At 49.4% G+C, this 16954-nt stretch carries 11 protein-coding genes and 4 tRNA genes; 6 read left to right on the plus strand and 9 right to left on the minus strand.

The features are described from left to right. From NH568_RS16915 to murB, 8 genes are all read right to left on the minus strand, one after another. A partial coding sequence (locus NH568_RS16915; protein WP_228553369.1) for a GTP-binding protein occupies window positions 1-127 on the minus strand: 127 nt, incomplete at its 3' end. A 142-nt stretch (window positions 128-269) separates the two neighbouring features. Next, window positions 270-345, minus strand: a tRNA-Thr gene (locus tag NH568_RS16920). A gap of 12 nt (window positions 346-357) precedes the next feature. Next, a tRNA-Gly gene (locus tag NH568_RS16925) sits at window positions 358-432 on the minus strand. Between the two features lie 44 nt (window positions 433-476). Then, window positions 477-561, minus strand: a tRNA-Tyr gene (locus NH568_RS16930). 41 nt (window positions 562-602) lie between these two features. Beyond that, a tRNA-Thr gene (locus NH568_RS16935) sits at window positions 603-678 on the minus strand. 128 nt (window positions 679-806) lie between these two features. Further along, window positions 807-1505: a type III pantothenate kinase gene (locus NH568_RS16940; RefSeq protein WP_253049077.1), complete on the minus strand. Its 699-nt coding sequence runs from the start codon at window positions 1503-1505 to the stop codon at window positions 807-809. Continuing rightward, window positions 1502-2497 (minus strand): bifunctional biotin--[acetyl-CoA-carboxylase] ligase/biotin operon repressor BirA, encoded by a 996-nt coding sequence (gene birA, locus NH568_RS16945; protein ID WP_253049080.1) that lies wholly within the window; start codon window positions 2495-2497, stop codon window positions 1502-1504. Before birA ends, NH568_RS16940 begins: the two co-directional genes overlap by 4 nt. Further along, window positions 2490-3503 carry a UDP-N-acetylmuramate dehydrogenase gene (gene murB / locus NH568_RS16950; RefSeq protein ID WP_253049318.1) on the minus strand — a complete coding sequence of 338 codons (1014 nt, stop codon included), beginning with the start codon at window positions 3501-3503 and terminating at the stop codon, window positions 2490-2492. The genes birA and murB overlap by 8 nt, the downstream gene beginning before the upstream one ends. A 130-nt stretch (window positions 3504-3633) precedes the next feature. Here murB and NH568_RS16955 point away from each other — a divergent pair, with 130 nt between their 5' ends. Then, window positions 3634-5481, plus strand: coding sequence for a M1 family metallopeptidase (locus NH568_RS16955; protein WP_253049083.1), 1848 nt, complete (start codon window positions 3634-3636; stop codon window positions 5479-5481). A gap of 23 nt (window positions 5482-5504) precedes the next feature. On the opposite strand, the gene NH568_RS16960 is transcribed toward NH568_RS16955, so the two are convergent. Further along, entirely contained in the window at window positions 5505-6158 is a 654-nt protein-coding gene (locus NH568_RS16960) for a DUF2057 domain-containing protein (protein WP_253049086.1), read from the minus strand. Between the two features lie 217 nt (window positions 6159-6375). Here NH568_RS16960 and NH568_RS16965 point away from each other — a divergent pair, with 217 nt between their 5' ends. From NH568_RS16965 to NH568_RS16985, 5 genes are all read left to right on the plus strand, one after another. Continuing rightward, on the plus strand, window positions 6376-6747 hold the full coding sequence (locus tag NH568_RS16965; RefSeq protein WP_253049089.1) for a histidine triad nucleotide-binding protein: 372 nt from the start codon (window positions 6376-6378) through the stop codon (window positions 6745-6747). 227 nt (window positions 6748-6974) lie between these two features. Next, window positions 6975-7631 (plus strand): response regulator transcription factor, encoded by a 657-nt coding sequence (locus tag NH568_RS16970; protein WP_054016069.1) that lies wholly within the window; start codon window positions 6975-6977, stop codon window positions 7629-7631. Window positions 7632-7750: 119 nt separating this feature from the next. Next, window positions 7751-9907, plus strand: a complete 2157-nt coding sequence (locus NH568_RS16975) for an ATP-binding protein (RefSeq protein WP_253049092.1) — start codon at window positions 7751-7753, stop codon at window positions 9905-9907. A 132-nt stretch (window positions 9908-10039) separates the two neighbouring features. Then, on the plus strand, window positions 10040-13369 hold the full coding sequence (locus NH568_RS16980) for an amidohydrolase family protein (RefSeq protein WP_253049095.1): 3330 nt from the start codon (window positions 10040-10042) through the stop codon (window positions 13367-13369). A gap of 275 nt (window positions 13370-13644) precedes the next feature. Then, window positions 13645-16953: a methyl-accepting chemotaxis protein gene (locus NH568_RS16985; protein ID WP_253049097.1), complete on the plus strand. Its 3309-nt coding sequence runs from the start codon at window positions 13645-13647 to the stop codon at window positions 16951-16953. Window position 16954: the final 1 nt, after the last annotated feature.

Below are 16954 nucleotides of genomic sequence, written 5' to 3' on the forward strand. Positions count from 1 at the left end.
CACCACCGTATACTTTTGCAAGTACGTTAGTGATTGCTGCAGTTAGGGTAGTTTTACCGTGGTCAACGTGGCCGATAGTACCAACGTTAACGTGCGGTTTCGAACGTTCAAACTTTTCTTTTGCCATGACGGAACCTATAAGTTTTGTGTATCTAGATTACATATAAAAATAATCCACACGCCACAACGGCGGCAGACTAAAATTATTAAGTACAATTATAAATGTTTTTATGACAAATCAAAGGAAGTATTTAGGAAGATCCGAAGACTGGTGCTGATAGGCAGATTTGAACTGCCGACCTCACCCTTACCAAGGGTGCGCTCTACCAACTGAGCTATATCAGCACACCAGAAAACTGGAGCGGGCAGCGGGAATCGAACCCGCATCATCAGCTTGGAAGGCTGAGGTAATAGCCATTATACGATGCCCGCTTTAGGAACCTGTTCTTAACTACCTCTAACCGTCAAGAATAAAGTGGTGGAGGGGGCTGGATTCGAACCAGCGAAGGCAGTGCCGTCAGATTTACAGTCTGATCCCTTTGGCCGCTCGGGAACCCCTCCACGTCAAAAAATTCTTGTCTAAAGCGTTGCTGTTTAAAAACTGGTGCCGACTATCCGAGTCGAACGGATGACCTACTGATTACAAGTCAGTTGCTCTACCAACTGAGCTAAGTCGGCACTGCTTTAGTACGGGGCGAGATATTAGAGGAATGGCCGGGACTATGCAACACCCAAAGTAAAAAAAATCACAGATAATTGTTTAAATGGTCACATTTACAGCAAAAACTTGTATTGCAGGCAAATTATTATGCAAACTGCTGATATTTACGCCAGTACATCAGGCCCTGCAGCACTAAAATATCGTTGTACACACAAGGGCGTGTTAAATGCTGTTGCATTAATTCACCATATCCGCCTGCACAAACAATCACAGGGTTGTCGTCAGACTGGCCCAAATAGTATTCCAGTGCCCCCAGGGTTGCGACCAGGGCACCATTTTTGACCGCGTTGGGTGTATTAGTACCCAACTCAGGCAAAAACAAACTGGCGTCATCACTGAAAACTTTCTGGGTATTGCTGACCAGGCTGCTGATCATCATATCCAGGCCAGGCAAGATCCAGCCGCCCAGATGCTGTCCGGCTTTATTAAGCACATCTATTTTGCTGGCGGTGCCACAATCGAGTATCACGCAGCTTTGTTGCGGATAAAGGTGATAACAGGCCACCACCGTCAGCCAGCGATCGATCCCCAGGTTCTCAAATTGCGGATAGGCACATGTTAGCCCACCCAATGTTGCACTGGTCTTAGCCTGATAATATGGAATAGCCAGTTGCTGCGCACGCGCAATCAGTGGTGCAACTAACGCACTCTTACCTACTTGCGCAATCAGCACTTCTTCTATCTCTGACCAGGGAATATCTGCTTCAGGCACTAAGGTGATAACCTCCCCTCCCAGCGTTGCCGTTTTCAGTGCCGTATTGCCCACATCTACCAGCAATTTCATGATGCTTCCTTACGCACTGAGATTTCGCCGCCATAATAGGTTTTTAGTTCACCATCCTGACGCAGCACTAGTCCACCTTGCAGATCTATGCCTTCACAAATACCCCGCCATTGTTTTTGACCTGTGGTTAAAGTCACGGCCTGCTCACGATGCACATTCAGTGCATTCCATTGCTCTGTCATCACGCTCAGCCCGTGGCGCTGATAGATCTCCAAGCGCTTTTGCAGACATAAAGTCAGCACAGCCACCAGCTGATTTTTATTCACCGCGTTTACGTGCTGGCTCAGATCCGTCCAGGCCTGGTCGATTTGTCCGGCGGCGCTGTCCGGCATCGCGACATTGAGACCAATGCCAATCACCAGATGGCAAGGGCCTTCAACCTGACCGTCCAGCTCAACCAAAATGCCCGCCAGCTTTTGCTCATTCAGATACACATCGTTTGGCCACTTCAACTGCACATCCAAATCAAACAAGGCTTTAAGCGCATCATGTACCGCCAGCCCGACGGCAATCGACAACCCCATGGCAGCCTGCATACCTTCATCCAGCTGCCAGTAACAGCTGTAATATAAGTTGGCACCAAATGGAGACTGCCACTGACGACCACGCCGACCTCGCCCGGCCTGCTGCATTTCCGCAACCAGCACTTGCCCTTTGGGAATAGACTGGTGGGCCTGAATACGACGCATCAGCTCGCTGTTCGTCGAATCAATAATAGAATGTACTTCTATCTGACATGGCGTGTCACTGAGCTGCGCCCAGCTCTGACGGATCTCAGCTTCTGCTAATAGAGGTAAACTGTTATTAAGTCGATAGCCCTTACCCGTCACTTTAAAAATGTCGATGCCCATTTGCTGTAATGATTTAATGTGCTTAGACACCGCCGCCCGGCTTATCCCCAACTGTTCGCCCAGTGCCTGTCCGGAGACAAATTCGCCGCACTTCAGGGCATGTAAAATGGCCCGCTTATTGCCATCGGGTGCTTTAACCATAGTGCGCTTCCTGTATTGTAATTTCCCCCTGCGGGCCTATCAGCCTGACCTCATGCTCCAGCACAATGTCAAAATGAGTGAGTATAGTGTGCTGAATATGGCTGATCACCGCCTTAAGGTCCTCACCATTGCTGTGGCCTTCATTGACCAGCACCAGGGCCTGGCGCTCATACACTCTGATCCCACCCCGCTGATAGCCTTTAAGCCCGGCGCGTTCAATGAGCCAGCCAGCGGCCAGCTTGCTATGCTGCGCATCGACCGGGTAACTGGGCAGGTCGGGATAACGATTGGCCAGAGCGTCGGCTTGTGCTTTGTCGACCACCGGGTTTTTAAAAAAGCTTCCGGCATTTGCCAGCACCTGAGGGTCGGGCAGTTTACTGCGTCGGGTTGCCATCACTTGTTCAGCGACCGCCTGAGGGGTCACCGTCTCGCAGCAGAGTGTTTTTAGCGGGCCATAATTCAGCACAGGCTGCCACTGCTTAGGTAGATGCAGAGTCACTTCAGTAATGATAAAACGATCTTTCAGCGCATGTTTAAACACAGAGTCGCGATAGCCAAGCTCACAGGTCGCTTTATCCAGGGTCTGCATGGTTCGACTGGCAATATCAAAGCCCCGTACCTGATACAATACATCGGCCAGCTCCACGCCATAAGCACCGATATTCTGGATTGGGGCTGCGCCCAGAGTGCCCGGGATCAAGACTAAGTTCTCCAGTCCGCCAATCCCTTGTGCCAGCAGGTGCATCACCAGTGCATGCCAGGATTCGCCGGCTGCAGCGCGTACAACATAATGAGTAGCTTGTTCTTCGATTGCCACCCCACGATTGGCCATTTGGATCACTGTGCCCTCATAATCGCTCAGGAACACACTGTTACTGCCCTCACCTAAAATATAAAACGGCGTACTAAAATCGTGATCATAAAGCTGCGCCGGATCGGTAATACGCAATAATGTGCGGCACGATGCCGGTAGCGAAAATGTGTGTAATGACTGCAAAGAGTACACGCCCAAACCCTGTAACAAATGCAAAATTGCCGCTAGTGTAGCTTATCCTAAGCTCCAACGCATCAAGGTGTCATTTTGGCACTTAAGTGGTATAACAGCGGCTCTACTCACATCATGAGCAAGGATAATAATGAAACTTTCTGCCCTAACCTTTGGTCTTGCCTTAGCAGGCTTGTCACATACCGCGCTGAGTGCTCAGGCGGTGGACGAACACACCTATGCCAACCTCAACGACGTGATCAGTACACACCTTCATCTGGATCTGGATGTCGACTTTGCAGACAAACAGCTGGAAGGTTTTGTGGAACACACGCTGGCATGGCAAAACAAACAAGCCAGAACCCTGGTGCTGGACACCCGTGACCTTGAAATAGACAAGGTGATGTACCAGGGCAGTAACGGCAAATGGTATCCTGCCTCTTTCACCCTTGCTAAACGCGATGATGTGAAAGGCGCCAAACTGACTATCCGCTTTAAGCAACAAGCGAAAAAAGCGCGCATTTACTACAACAGCTTGCCACAGGCATCCGGTCTGCAATGGCTGACGCCAGAGCAAACCGCCAGCAAGTCGCACCCATTTATGTACAGTCAGTCTCAGGCTATCCATGCCCGCAGCTGGATCCCCGTCCAGGACACCCCTGCGATGCGCGTGACCTACTCTGCGCGTGTTAATACACCCAAAGATGTGCGTGCAGTCATGAGTGCCGACAACAGTGGCGCGTTAATCAAAGATGGCGACTATTGGTTTGATATGCCGCAGGCCATTCCACCTTATCTTATCGCCATCGGTGCCGGTAACCTCGAATATAAAGAGATGTCGCATCAAACCGCCATCTTTGCCGAACCACAGATATTAGATGCCTCTGTTGCTGAGTTTAATGACACCCAGGCGATGATAGATAAAACCAACGCCATGTACGGCGAATATGCCTGGGGCCGCTATGACTTACTGATGCTGCCGCCGAGCTTCCCGTTTGGTGGCATGGAGAATCCACGCTTATCCTTTATCACGCCTACTGTGGTTGCGGGTGACAAAAGCCTGGTTAACCTGATCGCCCACGAGCTGGCGCATTCCTGGTCGGGCAATCTGGTCACCAATGCCACCTGGGAAGACCTGTGGCTGAACGAAGGTTTTACCTCTTATGTCGAAAACCGCATTATGGAAGAGGTGTTTGGTCGTGAGCGCGCGGTCATGGAGCAAGCATTGGATTCCGCCAGACTACGCACCGTTGTTGAGGAGTTGCCCGCACCAGATACCCGCCTGAACCTGCGTCTCAATGGTCGCGATCCGGACGATGCATTCAGCACCGTTCCTTATACTAAAGGCCAGCTGTTCCTGATCTACCTGGAAGAAAAATTTGGTCGTAAAGTGTTTGATGCCTTTGTTAAAGGCTACTTTGATGCCTACGCGTTTAAATCGCTGACCACCGCCGAGTTTGTTCAGTATATTGAGAAGCACCTCATCAACAAACATCCTGGCATTGTCAGCATGGATAAGGTCAATGAGTGGATCCACCAATCGGGATTACCGGCCGATGCACCGAATCCGACCTCAGATGCATTTGACAAAGTAGATGCCGCGACAAAGGCCTGGTTAGCTGGAAACAGCACGCTTAGTGCCATTCCCACCACCAGCTGGACAGTGCACGAGTGGCTGCACTTTATTAATAACCTGCCGCGCGACCTGGCACAGGATAAAATGGCAGCGCTCGATCAGGCGTTTGGGCTGACCAACTCAACCAATGCCGAGCTGGCCTTTGCCTGGTTTATGCTGGCCGTTGGCAATGGCTATGACGCCATTTACCCGGCCCTCGACAAGCACCTCAGTGGCATTGGCCGCCGTAAGCTCATCGTGCGCTTGTACAAGTCACTGGTTGCCAATGGCAAACGCGACTGGGCCTATGAAGTGTATCAAAAAGCCCGCCCGGGCTATCACCCGTTAGCACAAGGCACCATAGATGCCATCTTTGCTAACTAATTGATACCGGTAATAGTACGGCCTCATTGAGGCTGTACTTTTTCTAAAAACGCCGCGCGCTGAGCCGGGCTAGCCTGTTGCCACCAGAACTCCAGCATCGCCGCTGCATCGGGCTTACCAGCCTGAGGCGCTGCGGGTAAAGCGTCAGACAAAGCAGGCTTACTAGCTTGAGGCGCCACAGGCGGTTCGACAGGTAAAGAATCAGCGTAACCTGACTTAGTCGCCGGGGTGTTAAGCCTTTCTGCCACCTGCGGGACAGAGCGGATCCGCAGTTGCTCAGTCAGCGTTTTGACTGGTGTACGTGTCCCATCTGGCACTTTAAGCCACAGCTGTGGCTGCTTTGCAAACTGCTTAGCGGCTTTGAGTGTATCGGCCCGTTCAAACTCCACGTGATAACTTCCCTGCTCACTCACCTCAATAGTGATCCAAAAAGGCTTAGACTCAATCACTTCATGGTCGTCATAGCCGATTTCATATAAGTCCGTATACTTGACCCGGATCTGATGCATCCCATTGGAAAGCGTCAGATCTCGCACTTTGTTAAAAAATGAATGCTCTATTTCCTGCTGCCCGACCTGTAACGGCAAAAGTTCTTCCGGAAAATGCAACTGCGCCGCCATAACACGCCCACATAACAGGCTGACGCACAGAAAGTAAAAAATGCGTATTTTCTTCATAATTCCTCTTTATTTTGTTGTTAATGTGGCTGACACTTAGCTGTGAACCTAAAATAGCCACAGAGTAATTAAGCGTCCTGTTCGGACTAAAACACTCATTCACCGGAGATTGGTATCCGCTTGTCGAGTGACTAAACTCTGAACAACACTTTTCGCTTGTATCTTACTCTTTGCACGCTATGCTGATCAGCTAAACTTTCGTATACAAGGAAAAATAATGAGCCAAGAAACAATTTTTACCAAGATAATTAATCGGGAAATTCCCGCCGATATCCTGTTTGAAGATGAGTTGGCCCTGGCGTTTAAGGACATCAATCCGCAAGCACCCTTTCATGTTCTGGTGATCCCTAAAACACCGATCGCCACCATGAATGACATTAATGAAGAAAATGCACACCTGGTTGGGCATTTGTATCTGGTAGCAGCTAAACTTGCTAAAGAACACGGTTTTGCAGACGACGGCTATCGTGCGGTTATGAACTGCAATAACGATGGTGGCCAAACGGTTTACCACATTCATTTACATGTACTTGCAGGAAAAGAAATGGGCTGGCCTCCATACCAGGATAAGAAAAAAGTAGTAGGCTAAATTATTCTTTGTTAATGAATGTAATTTACTAACATATTAGCAAACAAAAAAATAAGAACATAAATATCAAAGCCTTAAGGTTTTACCTGAGGCTTTAATTCGACAACAAGATCAGAAATGCCACAATATATAGCAGAACAATCTATTTATTGATGATATTTCTAATACAAAAGGTCTGAGTCCCGTGATAGCATTGCGTAATCAGACAGAATGAGAGTGTTTTCCACATGAGCAGTACTGCATTTTTATTGCTAGACAAAGAACCTATTAACACCATAGGCGTCAATGTATTACAACCATTGCTGAAAACTCAGGGGTTGGACGTAATCACCGGGACAGATATTTCAGAAGTACCAGAGAACACTCGTTTACTCTTCATTGAAACGGCTGTCAATGATGCCTGGGGCAAGTTAAAAGAGCAGCTTGTCAACCTCAAGGTCAGTTGCGACATTGTGTTGTTTAACCTTGATGAAAACCCTGAACTGGCTAACCGTGCCTTGCTCAGTGGTATCCGCGGCGTCTTCTATACCACGGATAATGCGGATGTACTGATGAAAGGGATCCGCCTGCTGATGGAAGATCAGCTCTGGTATCGTCGTGAGATTATGTGTAATGCACTGAACCGCATGCTGCAGTTTAACAAAGACGCACTACACAAACTGACTGAAGGTGATATTGAGCCGGTTAAACTCACCAAGCGTGAAAAGGCTATCATTACCTTAATGAGTAAAGGGTCAAAGAACAAAGAAATTGCGGAAGATCTGAACATCAGCCCACACACAGTGAAAACTCACCTGTACAGTGCATTCAGAAAAACCAAGTGCCGTAACAGGATTGAATTATTGTCCTGGGCGCAACAAAATATCCCGGACGAAATCCGCTAGTTTACGTCTCATTGTGAATGTGCCGATGCTAACTCGGCACATTTTACCTTTTAGCACCGCTTTACTGATCCTATTCTTCCTTTTATGCTAGCAAAGTTCATTTATTGCTAGAGCGCACCATGCTGGATCCTAAAACTCTATATGTTACCAGCGTCGTCATGACTGCCATGATGACCCTTCTTAACTACCTGACATGGCGTGCGAATAAAGACACTCCAGGCACACTGGTCTACATTTTCTATCCTATGGTGTTGTTTGCCGGTATCATCGGCTTTGCACTTCACAGCCACTTTCAGCAGTGGCAAACCATAGGCATCGCTAACGGTCTGCTCTTTGCCGCCTCGATACTTCATTGCTGGGCAATTAGTCAGTTTCTTGGAGTCCGTGATAAAGCCTTTCAATTTTATCTAATCGTCACCGGTGTTTTATTTTGTGCTCTGGTCTATTTCAGCGCCATAGCGCCGGGTCTCAGGCAACGTATTCTGATCTCCGATCTCCAGCACATCGCCGAAGCACTGCTATTGCTGTACTACTTTGTCCGCTATGCCCACCCTTTATATCCTAACGGCAGCATTGTATATCTCATTGTGCTGAGCTTTATCCTTTGCGTTTTTACCGGTCGTACTGTGCTCATGGGGGAAATCCATCATGGTAACCTGCTCGACAGCCCCTGGTTTACCATTACCCTGTTTTTTAATGGCGTACTGGCACCTATCTTTTATGCCACCGGTATGGCTATTTTATGTAATGAACGGCGCGAACATAACCTTAACCGCCTGACAGAAAAAGCACAGCAAGACCTGGAAATCCGGGGCTTATTCCTGTCCACGGTCAGCCATGAGATCCGCACCCCACTCAATGGCATACTCGGCAGTGCTCAGCTGGTACTCAATCGCATTGGGGATCAGGCCAGCAAGGCATACTGCGAAGCCATTATTAATTCAGCTGAGTCTCTCAACCTCCTCATAGATAAAGTACTTGATTACGCCAGCCTGGAGCAAAGCGACGAAGTACTGGCCGCCGAGGACATTGAGTTTAAAAGCTGGCTCAACAATCTGTGTCTGCTAATGACGCCTATGGCAGAGCAACGCGGGCTAACCTTTACCTTGGTATACGATATGCCTGAGCAGGTTTGCTACTACTGTGATCAGCAAAAACTTCGTCAGATCCTGTTAAATCTGGTAGGTAACGCCATCAAGTTTACCGATCAGGGTGAGGTAAAGGTCTGTGTTGAGATGATCAAGGAAGGCAATATGGCTCACAGGGTACGTTTCAGTGTGATCGATACCGGCCCCGGCATTGAAGAGGAAGACATCGAGAAGCTCACCGAGCCCTATGTGCAAAGCAGTGCCGGTAAAACAAAAGGAGGCACCGGGCTTGGACTTGCCATCACTGCGCGACTGCTGGATAAAATGGGCAGCCAACTGGAAATCCTCAGTGAGCTCGATAAAGGCAGTTCATTTAGTTTTGATTTAACGCTGACAGTCGGAGAGCTCAGCCTGGTCGAGAAGCGCCATCATAATGTCGACTATGCCACCGGCCTGGACATTTTATTGGTCGAAGACTTGGATCTGAACCGTAAGATTGCCATTGAATTTATGGCCAGTGACGAACACAGGATAAAACTGGCCAACGATGGCGAGAGTGCCATCGAGCAGCTTACCGAACATACATTTGATGTGGTATTACTGGATATGAATTTACCTGATTTAACCGGTCAGGAGGTACTCAAGCGACTTAAAAACATTGAACACAAGAATCGGCGCACCCCATTTTTGGCCTTTACCGCCAGCCTCAGTCCGGAAGAAATCAAAGAGTATCTGGCACTGGGGATCCGAGATGTAGTCGGTAAACCCATCAAACAAGATAAGCTGCGTCAGGCCATCAGTAATTCGCAAAAAGCGCAAAAACCAGATATCAGTGTCGAACTGAGCGATACCCTCTATGATGAAAGCGCTGTAGGCTCACTCAGCGGCTTCAGCGAAGATGAAGTCTCATCCATCTATAACGAATTTGTTTTGTCTGCCCGGACTAAATTACGCCACATTCAGCAACTGCTGGATGAAGATGATCAACAGTGTATTAAGCTCTTGCATCGCCAGGCCAGCACCGCGCTCCAGCTTGGTTTTAATCGCTATGGTTTAATGCTTAAAAAAATCGAGCGCAGGCTTTTGGATAAAAAGCGCTGCGATGAAGAGCTATCCGATGCCATGGTGTTATGGCAGCAAAGCCTGGAAGCCTACCTGCAGTATGTGCGTCATCACACGCTCAACTAGGCAGCTTCATGCAAACGCGCAAAGCATTACTTTTATCGCCAGAATGTCGACTTTATGGGAAAAGTTAGTCATTCTAGCTGACACAGGGTGCTGTGCTACCCAAATAACAAGAAATCTGAAGGAAATTTCATTATGACACTACTTAAATCACCGCTGGCCATTGCCATCGGTGCGGCCATGATCGGCCTCAGCACGCCCTCAGTGGCGGCAACCACAGATAAAGCTGAACAAGCCAGTACTAAAGAGTGGAACGTGCTGACTCCCCCGGGTGACAAGCAAACCATTACCATAGACACCAACGAGACCACCTGGAGTAACCTGGATGTCAGCCCGGATGGCAAGTCCATTATTTTTGACATGTTGGGTGACATTTATGTGATGCCAATGAGCGGTGGTAAAGCCACAGCGATCACCAGTGACAGAGCCTGGAACTTCCAGCCTAAATTCTCTCCCGATGGCACAAAAATCGCCTTTATCTCGGACCGTGAAGGGGCAGAGAACCTGTGGGTAATGGACGTCAATGGCGACAACATGCGCAAAGTCTCTGATGAATCTCATAACCTACTGCATAATCCAGCTTGGTCACCAGACGGTCAGTATATCGCGGTTAAACAAGGTCAGGTAACGGGTCGTACGATTCCGGGTGGCTCAATCCGCATGTACCATATCTCAGGTGGTAAAGGTGTGGTGGTAAGAGATCGTTTGCATGGTGCTAAGTCGCAGAAAAATATCGCTGAACCGGCTTTCTCAACCGATGGCAAAAAACTGTATTACTCAGTCGACGCCACACCTGGTGTCACCTGGGAATACAACAAAAATGCCCTGGGATCTGTGTTCGAGATCCGCTCATGGGATCTGGCCACTGGTGAAGAAGAAACTGTGATCCGTGGCTCCGGCGGCGCGATTCGCCCAACACCGAGCCCGGATGGTAAATCATTGGCGTTCGTTAAGCGTATTGAAAATGGCAAGGTCATGCAAAGCGCCTTGTATATTAAAGATCTGAAATCAGGTATCGAAACTGAGATCTTTGCCGGTCTGGACCGGGACCTGCAAGAAGCCAATGGTGCACAGGGTAACACCCCGGCATTTGCCTATACACCGGATGGCAAAGCCTTAGTCTTCTGGGCCGGCGGCGTATTCCATAAAGTCGATATTGCCAGTAAACAAGCCAATGTGATCCCGACTCGCGTTGTTGCAGAGAAAGAAATCACACCTGCACTTAAATTTGCCGTCGACGTGGCACCGGATACTTTCAAAGTCAAGCTGGCGCGCTGGTCACAGATTTCTCCGGATGGTAAAACGGCGCTGTTTCAGGCATTGGGTCATTTGTACACCAAAGACATCGCTTCAGGTAAAGTACGCCGTGTAACAAAGCAAAACGACCACTTTGAGTTCTACCCAAGCTTCTCACGTGATGGCAAATACATCGTATACACCAGCTGGGACGATCAGGACCTGGGTGCCGTACGCATAGTATCAGCCAGTGGCGGCACAGGCCGAGTGATCACCCAAGACCCAGGTCACTATATCAACCCGAGCTTTTCACCAGATGGTAAACACGTCTTGTATCGTAAAGTGACTGGGGGCTACCTGCTCAGCGGTGACTGGTCGATGGAACCGGGCATTTACCTGACCAGTGCCAAAGGTGGTGAAGCCAAGCGCATCATCAAACATGGTGACAACCCCCACTTCGGCGCAGAAAAAGACCGTATCTATTTCAGCGTCATGAGCGATGGTACACACCGTGAACTAAAATCTGTTGACCTCACTGGTGAAAAAGAGCGTTCACACTTCAAGGGCGACTACATTTTTGACTACCGTGTTTCTCCTGATGGTCACTATGTTGCCTTCATCGAAAACTTCAACACCTTTGTGGCGCCATTTACCAGCACAGGTAAAACCCTGTCAATTAACAAAGGGACTAAGTCGTTCCCAGTGCAACAAGTCTCAAAATATTCTGGTGACTTCCTGAACTGGAAAGCAGACAGCAGTGCGTTAACCTGGGCTTTTGGTCCTACTTTGTATCAGCGTAAGCTCACAGATACCTTTGCGTTCTTAAAAGGCGCAGCAGCCGAGCCGGCAGAACTGACGGCGCAAGGCATTGATCTGAGCTTTGAGAAAAAGGCCGACAAGCCAGAAGGTATATTGGCCCTGGTTGGTGGTAAAGTTGTGACTATGCGTAACGCAGACGAGCAGCAAGAAATCATCGAAGATGGGGTGGTACTGATTGAAGAAAACCGCATTATTGCGGTGGGCACTCGTGCCGATATTGAGATCCCAAGTAAAGCCAAAGTGATGGATATCACTGGCAAAACTGTGATCCCTGGTCTGGTAGATGCACACGCCCACGGCAGCTATGGCAGCCATAACCTGCAACCGGAACAAAACTGGAATCAGCTATCCAACGTCAGTTTTGGTGTTACCACAATTCATGATCCATCCAATGACTCGAACGAAGTCTTCTCTATGGCCGAATTACAACGTGCAGGTTTGACCGTCGCACCGCGTATTTACTCGGTAGGCCGTATTCTTTACGCAGGTAATGCTCCGGGATATAAAACCCCAATCAGTAATCTGGAAGACGCACAATTCCATGTTAAACGTCTCAAAGATGCGGGGGCTATCACAGTGAAGAGTTATAATCACCCACGTCGTGATACGCGTCAGCAAGTGCTCGAAGCTGCCAAGCAAATGGAAATCATGGTGGTACCGGAAGGCGGTTCGAAGTTCCAGCAGAACATGAATATGATCATCGATGGCCACACCGGTCTGGAGCATGCGCTGCCGATCCCGAACATCTATTCAGACGTTACACAAATGTGGAGCCAGACCAAAGCCGGTTTCACCCCAACGTTTAACGTGGCCTATGGTGGTATCAAAGGGGAAGATTACTTCTACGACACCACAGATGTATGGAAGAACGAACGTCTGGCCAGCTTTGTTCCAGACTACATTCTGAACCCGCGTTCAGTGCGCCGTGAAAAGGCACCTGAACACCACTATAACCATATCAACGCTGCAAAATCCGCGAAACAACTGCGTGATAAGGGCGTAACGGTACACATTGGTGCACACGGTCAGCGCGAAGGTCTGGGTGCACACTGGGAGCTATGGTCAATGGCGCAAGGTGGCTTTACGCCATGGGAAGCGCTGCGCAGTGGTACCATCGATGGTGCCAAATATCTGGCAATGGACCACGACATTGGTACCATTGAGAAAGGCAAGCTGGCAGACTTAGTGATCATTGATGGTGACGTACTGAACGACATCCGCGAATCAGAAAAAGTCGCTTATACCGTTTTGAATGGTCGTATCTATGATGCTGCGACGATGAACGAAACGGGTAACTATAATGTGCAGCGTCAGCCGCTGTTCTTCGAAAACGGCAGTAAAACGCCAATGCATCCGGCAACGGAAGCGTATATGGAAGAAAAAGCACATAAATATCACTGGAAACACTAAAACCAGATCATTTCATTGCTAAAGCAGCCGAAAGGCTGCTTTTTTTTCGCCTACCTCTCTATCTGCGCATTTATCTTCTGGCAGCAATGCCTTACACACCTCAACTTGTCCCGCTCTGTGCGCTGGATATTGTCGAGAACTGTTCTAAACTGTGTCACTGAATAGGATACTCTGTCGTCAGGCTCATGCTATGATGGCGGCGCAGCGAGGCCGCGTTTACAGGCGCCACCAGCACAGCCTCACGGGTATATCAGCTAATACAAGGAGCAGGGAGCATGTCTGATCTCAGCCACTTCTTTAAGTCACTTAACCTGACACAAAAATTGATCTCGGCCTTTCTCTTGGTCGCCCTGATCCCAACCGCCATCGTCATCACTATGGCCCTGATGCAAGCGTCCGATGCTATGACCCGACAGGTCTATGCCCAATTGGGGGCGGTCGGTGAAATTAAAGAAAGCGCCATTGAGCGTCATTTCAATGGCGTGCAGGATAAACTGGTATCGCTGGCGGTGAACCCCTATGTCAAGCAAGCTGCCAGGGACTTCATCCGGGCCTATGCCGAAGTCGATAATGCCGTTGCAACACCCGCCAGCCTGACGCGCTTTTATCGCGAGCAGTTTGCGCCACGCTTTAAATCACTCAATGAGCAAGCCGCACCGCCCGCAATATTACTAGACGACTTGTCTCCTCAGGGGATCACTTTACAAACCCGTTACCTGGCCGAGAACCCGCATCCTTTGGGGGAAAAGCTTAACCTGCTCAGTAGTCCTGTTGACGACACATACGATCAAGTACACAGGCAATACCATGAGTTTTTTACTAAAATTGCCGACGTTTACGAGTTTTACGATATTTTCATTGTCGATAATCTGAATGGCAATGTTATCTATTCGGTCTATAAAGAGAGCGACTTTGCCACCTCACTGCTCTACGGCCCTTACTCAAAGAGCAATATTGCCAAAGCGTTTCTCTCAGCCCGCGAGTTAAGCCAGGAAGGCGATATGGCGTTTGTTGATTATGAGCAGTATTTGCCTTCTTACAATGCCCCCGCCAGTTTTGTCGCGGCCCCGTTAGTGATTGATGGTCAGGTATCAGCCACATTAATCTTCCAGCTCTCGATAGACGCCCTGAATACCATAATGACAGAACGTCAGGGACTGGGAGAAAGCGGAGAGACCTATTTAGTTGGTCCGGAAGGCCTGATGCGCTCAGACTCTTATCTGGACCCGGTTCATCACTCAGTCACGGCCTCATTTCGTCATCCAGAAAGAGGCACAGTGAATACCGAAGCATTCAAACTGGCTATGCAGGGACAACAAGGACAGAAAGTCGTACTCGACTATAACGGCAACCCCGTTTTGTCGGCCTATACCTCAGTAGAGGTGTTTAATGTGCGCTGGGCGCTGCTGGCTGAAATCGACGAAGCCGAAGCCTTTGCGCCAATCAATACCTTGCGCACCCAGTTACTTATGGTGCTGGCGGCCTGTATTATTATGATTATTCTGGCCGCGTTCTGGTTCGCTCGTACTCTGACTCGTCCGGTCCACGCGCTGGTAAATACCATTCGCAAAGTGGAACAAGAGGGTGACTTTGCTTTACGCACTGAGATAAATACTTTGGATGAAATTGGCCGATGCGGCCAGGCGTTTAACTCCCTGCTGGACGCGTTGCAGCTATCTATTTCAGAGACAAATCGAGTAATGAACCGCATGGCCGCAGGTAGATTTGACGACAGGATCAGTGTGCCGTGTAAAGGGGAGCTGGATACCCTGAAGCGTGCTACGAATGACTGCGCGCAAAGCCTTCAAGCGGCATTGAGTGATGTGGGGCAAGTGATCCATGCAATGTCAGAAGGTCAGTTTGACAAGCAGCTCCAATCCGAAATGAGTGGCGACCTGGCAACCCTCAAACAGCATATCAACACCTCTATGCATTCTATCAATTCGACTATGACAGAAATTGTCAGCGTGATGTCAGAGATGGAGCAAGGTCACTTCCGGGGGCAAGTACAAGTTGAGGCGCAAGGTAGCCTGCAACGGCTAAAAATAAGCGTAAATAACTCAGTAAGCAGTGTTGCCGGGGCCATTGACGGGCTCGCCGCTATGATGAGTGCACTGCGTCAGGGCGACTTTAGCCAGCGTCTTGAGTTACCGCTACGCGGCCAGCTTGAGGAACTCAAAGACGACACTAACTCCAGCGTGGAAAATCTCGCCGCCATTATCGAAGACATCGGTCACACTATGGCTGCCGTCAGCGAGGGAGACTTCAAACAAACCGTATCAACGCCAGCTCAGGGGCAGCTCGGGGAGCTCAAGGAACACATTAATGTCTCGGTACGCAGTGTCGATGAGGCCATCAGTGAAATTTCATCGGTCATGATGGCAATCAGCCATGGTCGCTTCGACCGCACTATCAATTCTCCTATGTGCGGTCAGCTGGATACACTCAAAGGCGATATCAACCACTCAGTGAATAATCTCAGCCGCGTCATAGAAGAGCTGGCCAGCGTCATGTCGGCGATGAGCCAGGGAGATTTTACCGTCCAGATTGGATCCGACTTGCAGGGCCAGTTATTGCAGCTGAAAGAAGACGTCAACGCCTCCACAACCACTGTATCTGACGCCATCAATGAGGTCACACGGGTATTGGGCGCGCTGGCTAAAGGACAGCTGAATGAACAGATCAATGGCCACTACGAGGGCGTATTTGAAACACTGCAACGCGATGTTAATGCCACCATCGCCAAGCTAACTGAAGTGATTGAAGGGATCCAATATGCGGCGGGTCAGGTGACCCAGAGTGCCGGAGAAATAGCAGCCAGCAACACAGAGATCAGCCAGCGTACCGAAGAGCAGGCGGCCAACCTGGAAGAAGCCAGCGCCAGTACCAGCCATATGCTCGAGGAGCTGACTTTAGTCGCCAAACAATCAGGCACCGCAGTGGAGCTGGCAAGTAATGCGGAAACCATAGCCAAAGAAGGCGGCTCTCTGTCACAGGATACCGTGGCAGCCATCGGTGAAGTGAACCGGGCCAGCAAAGACATCAATGAAATTGTGTCAGTGATCGATGCGCTGGCTTTTCAAACCAACTTGCTGGCACTCAATGCCGCCGTAGAAGCAGCACGGGCAGGTGAAAATGGCCGGGGTTTTGCGGTGGTTGCAAACGAAGTGCGTGAGCTGGCGGGTCGCAGTGCCGCTTCTGCCAAGCAAATCAAAGAGATAATTGCCAATAGCAATGAGAAAGTGGAGCAAGGCACGCAGCTGGCCAATCATTCGGGTGAGAAGCTTGATCAAATAGTCGAAGCCGTCGCCGATGTGAGCCAAAACATAGTGAAAATCAATCTGTCGACCACCACACAGCAGCAATCGATCAAAGAAGTGGATATCGTTGTGCAACGCCTGACGGACTTAATTCAGGAGAACTCGGCTATCACGGAAGAGACGATGGCGGCAGCACGACAAATGTCAGAGCAGGCCAATGCGATGCGTGAATTACTCGGTTACTTTGAAGTGAATGCGTGTCAACAGAGCGCCCTGGCGTCACCTGAACAGGAGCTGCTGATCCACAGCTATAACGCCTCTTAAA

The organism is Pseudoalteromonas sp. XMcav2-N (assembly GCF_024124545.1).
GTDB lineage: Bacteria > Pseudomonadota > Gammaproteobacteria > Enterobacterales > Alteromonadaceae > Pseudoalteromonas.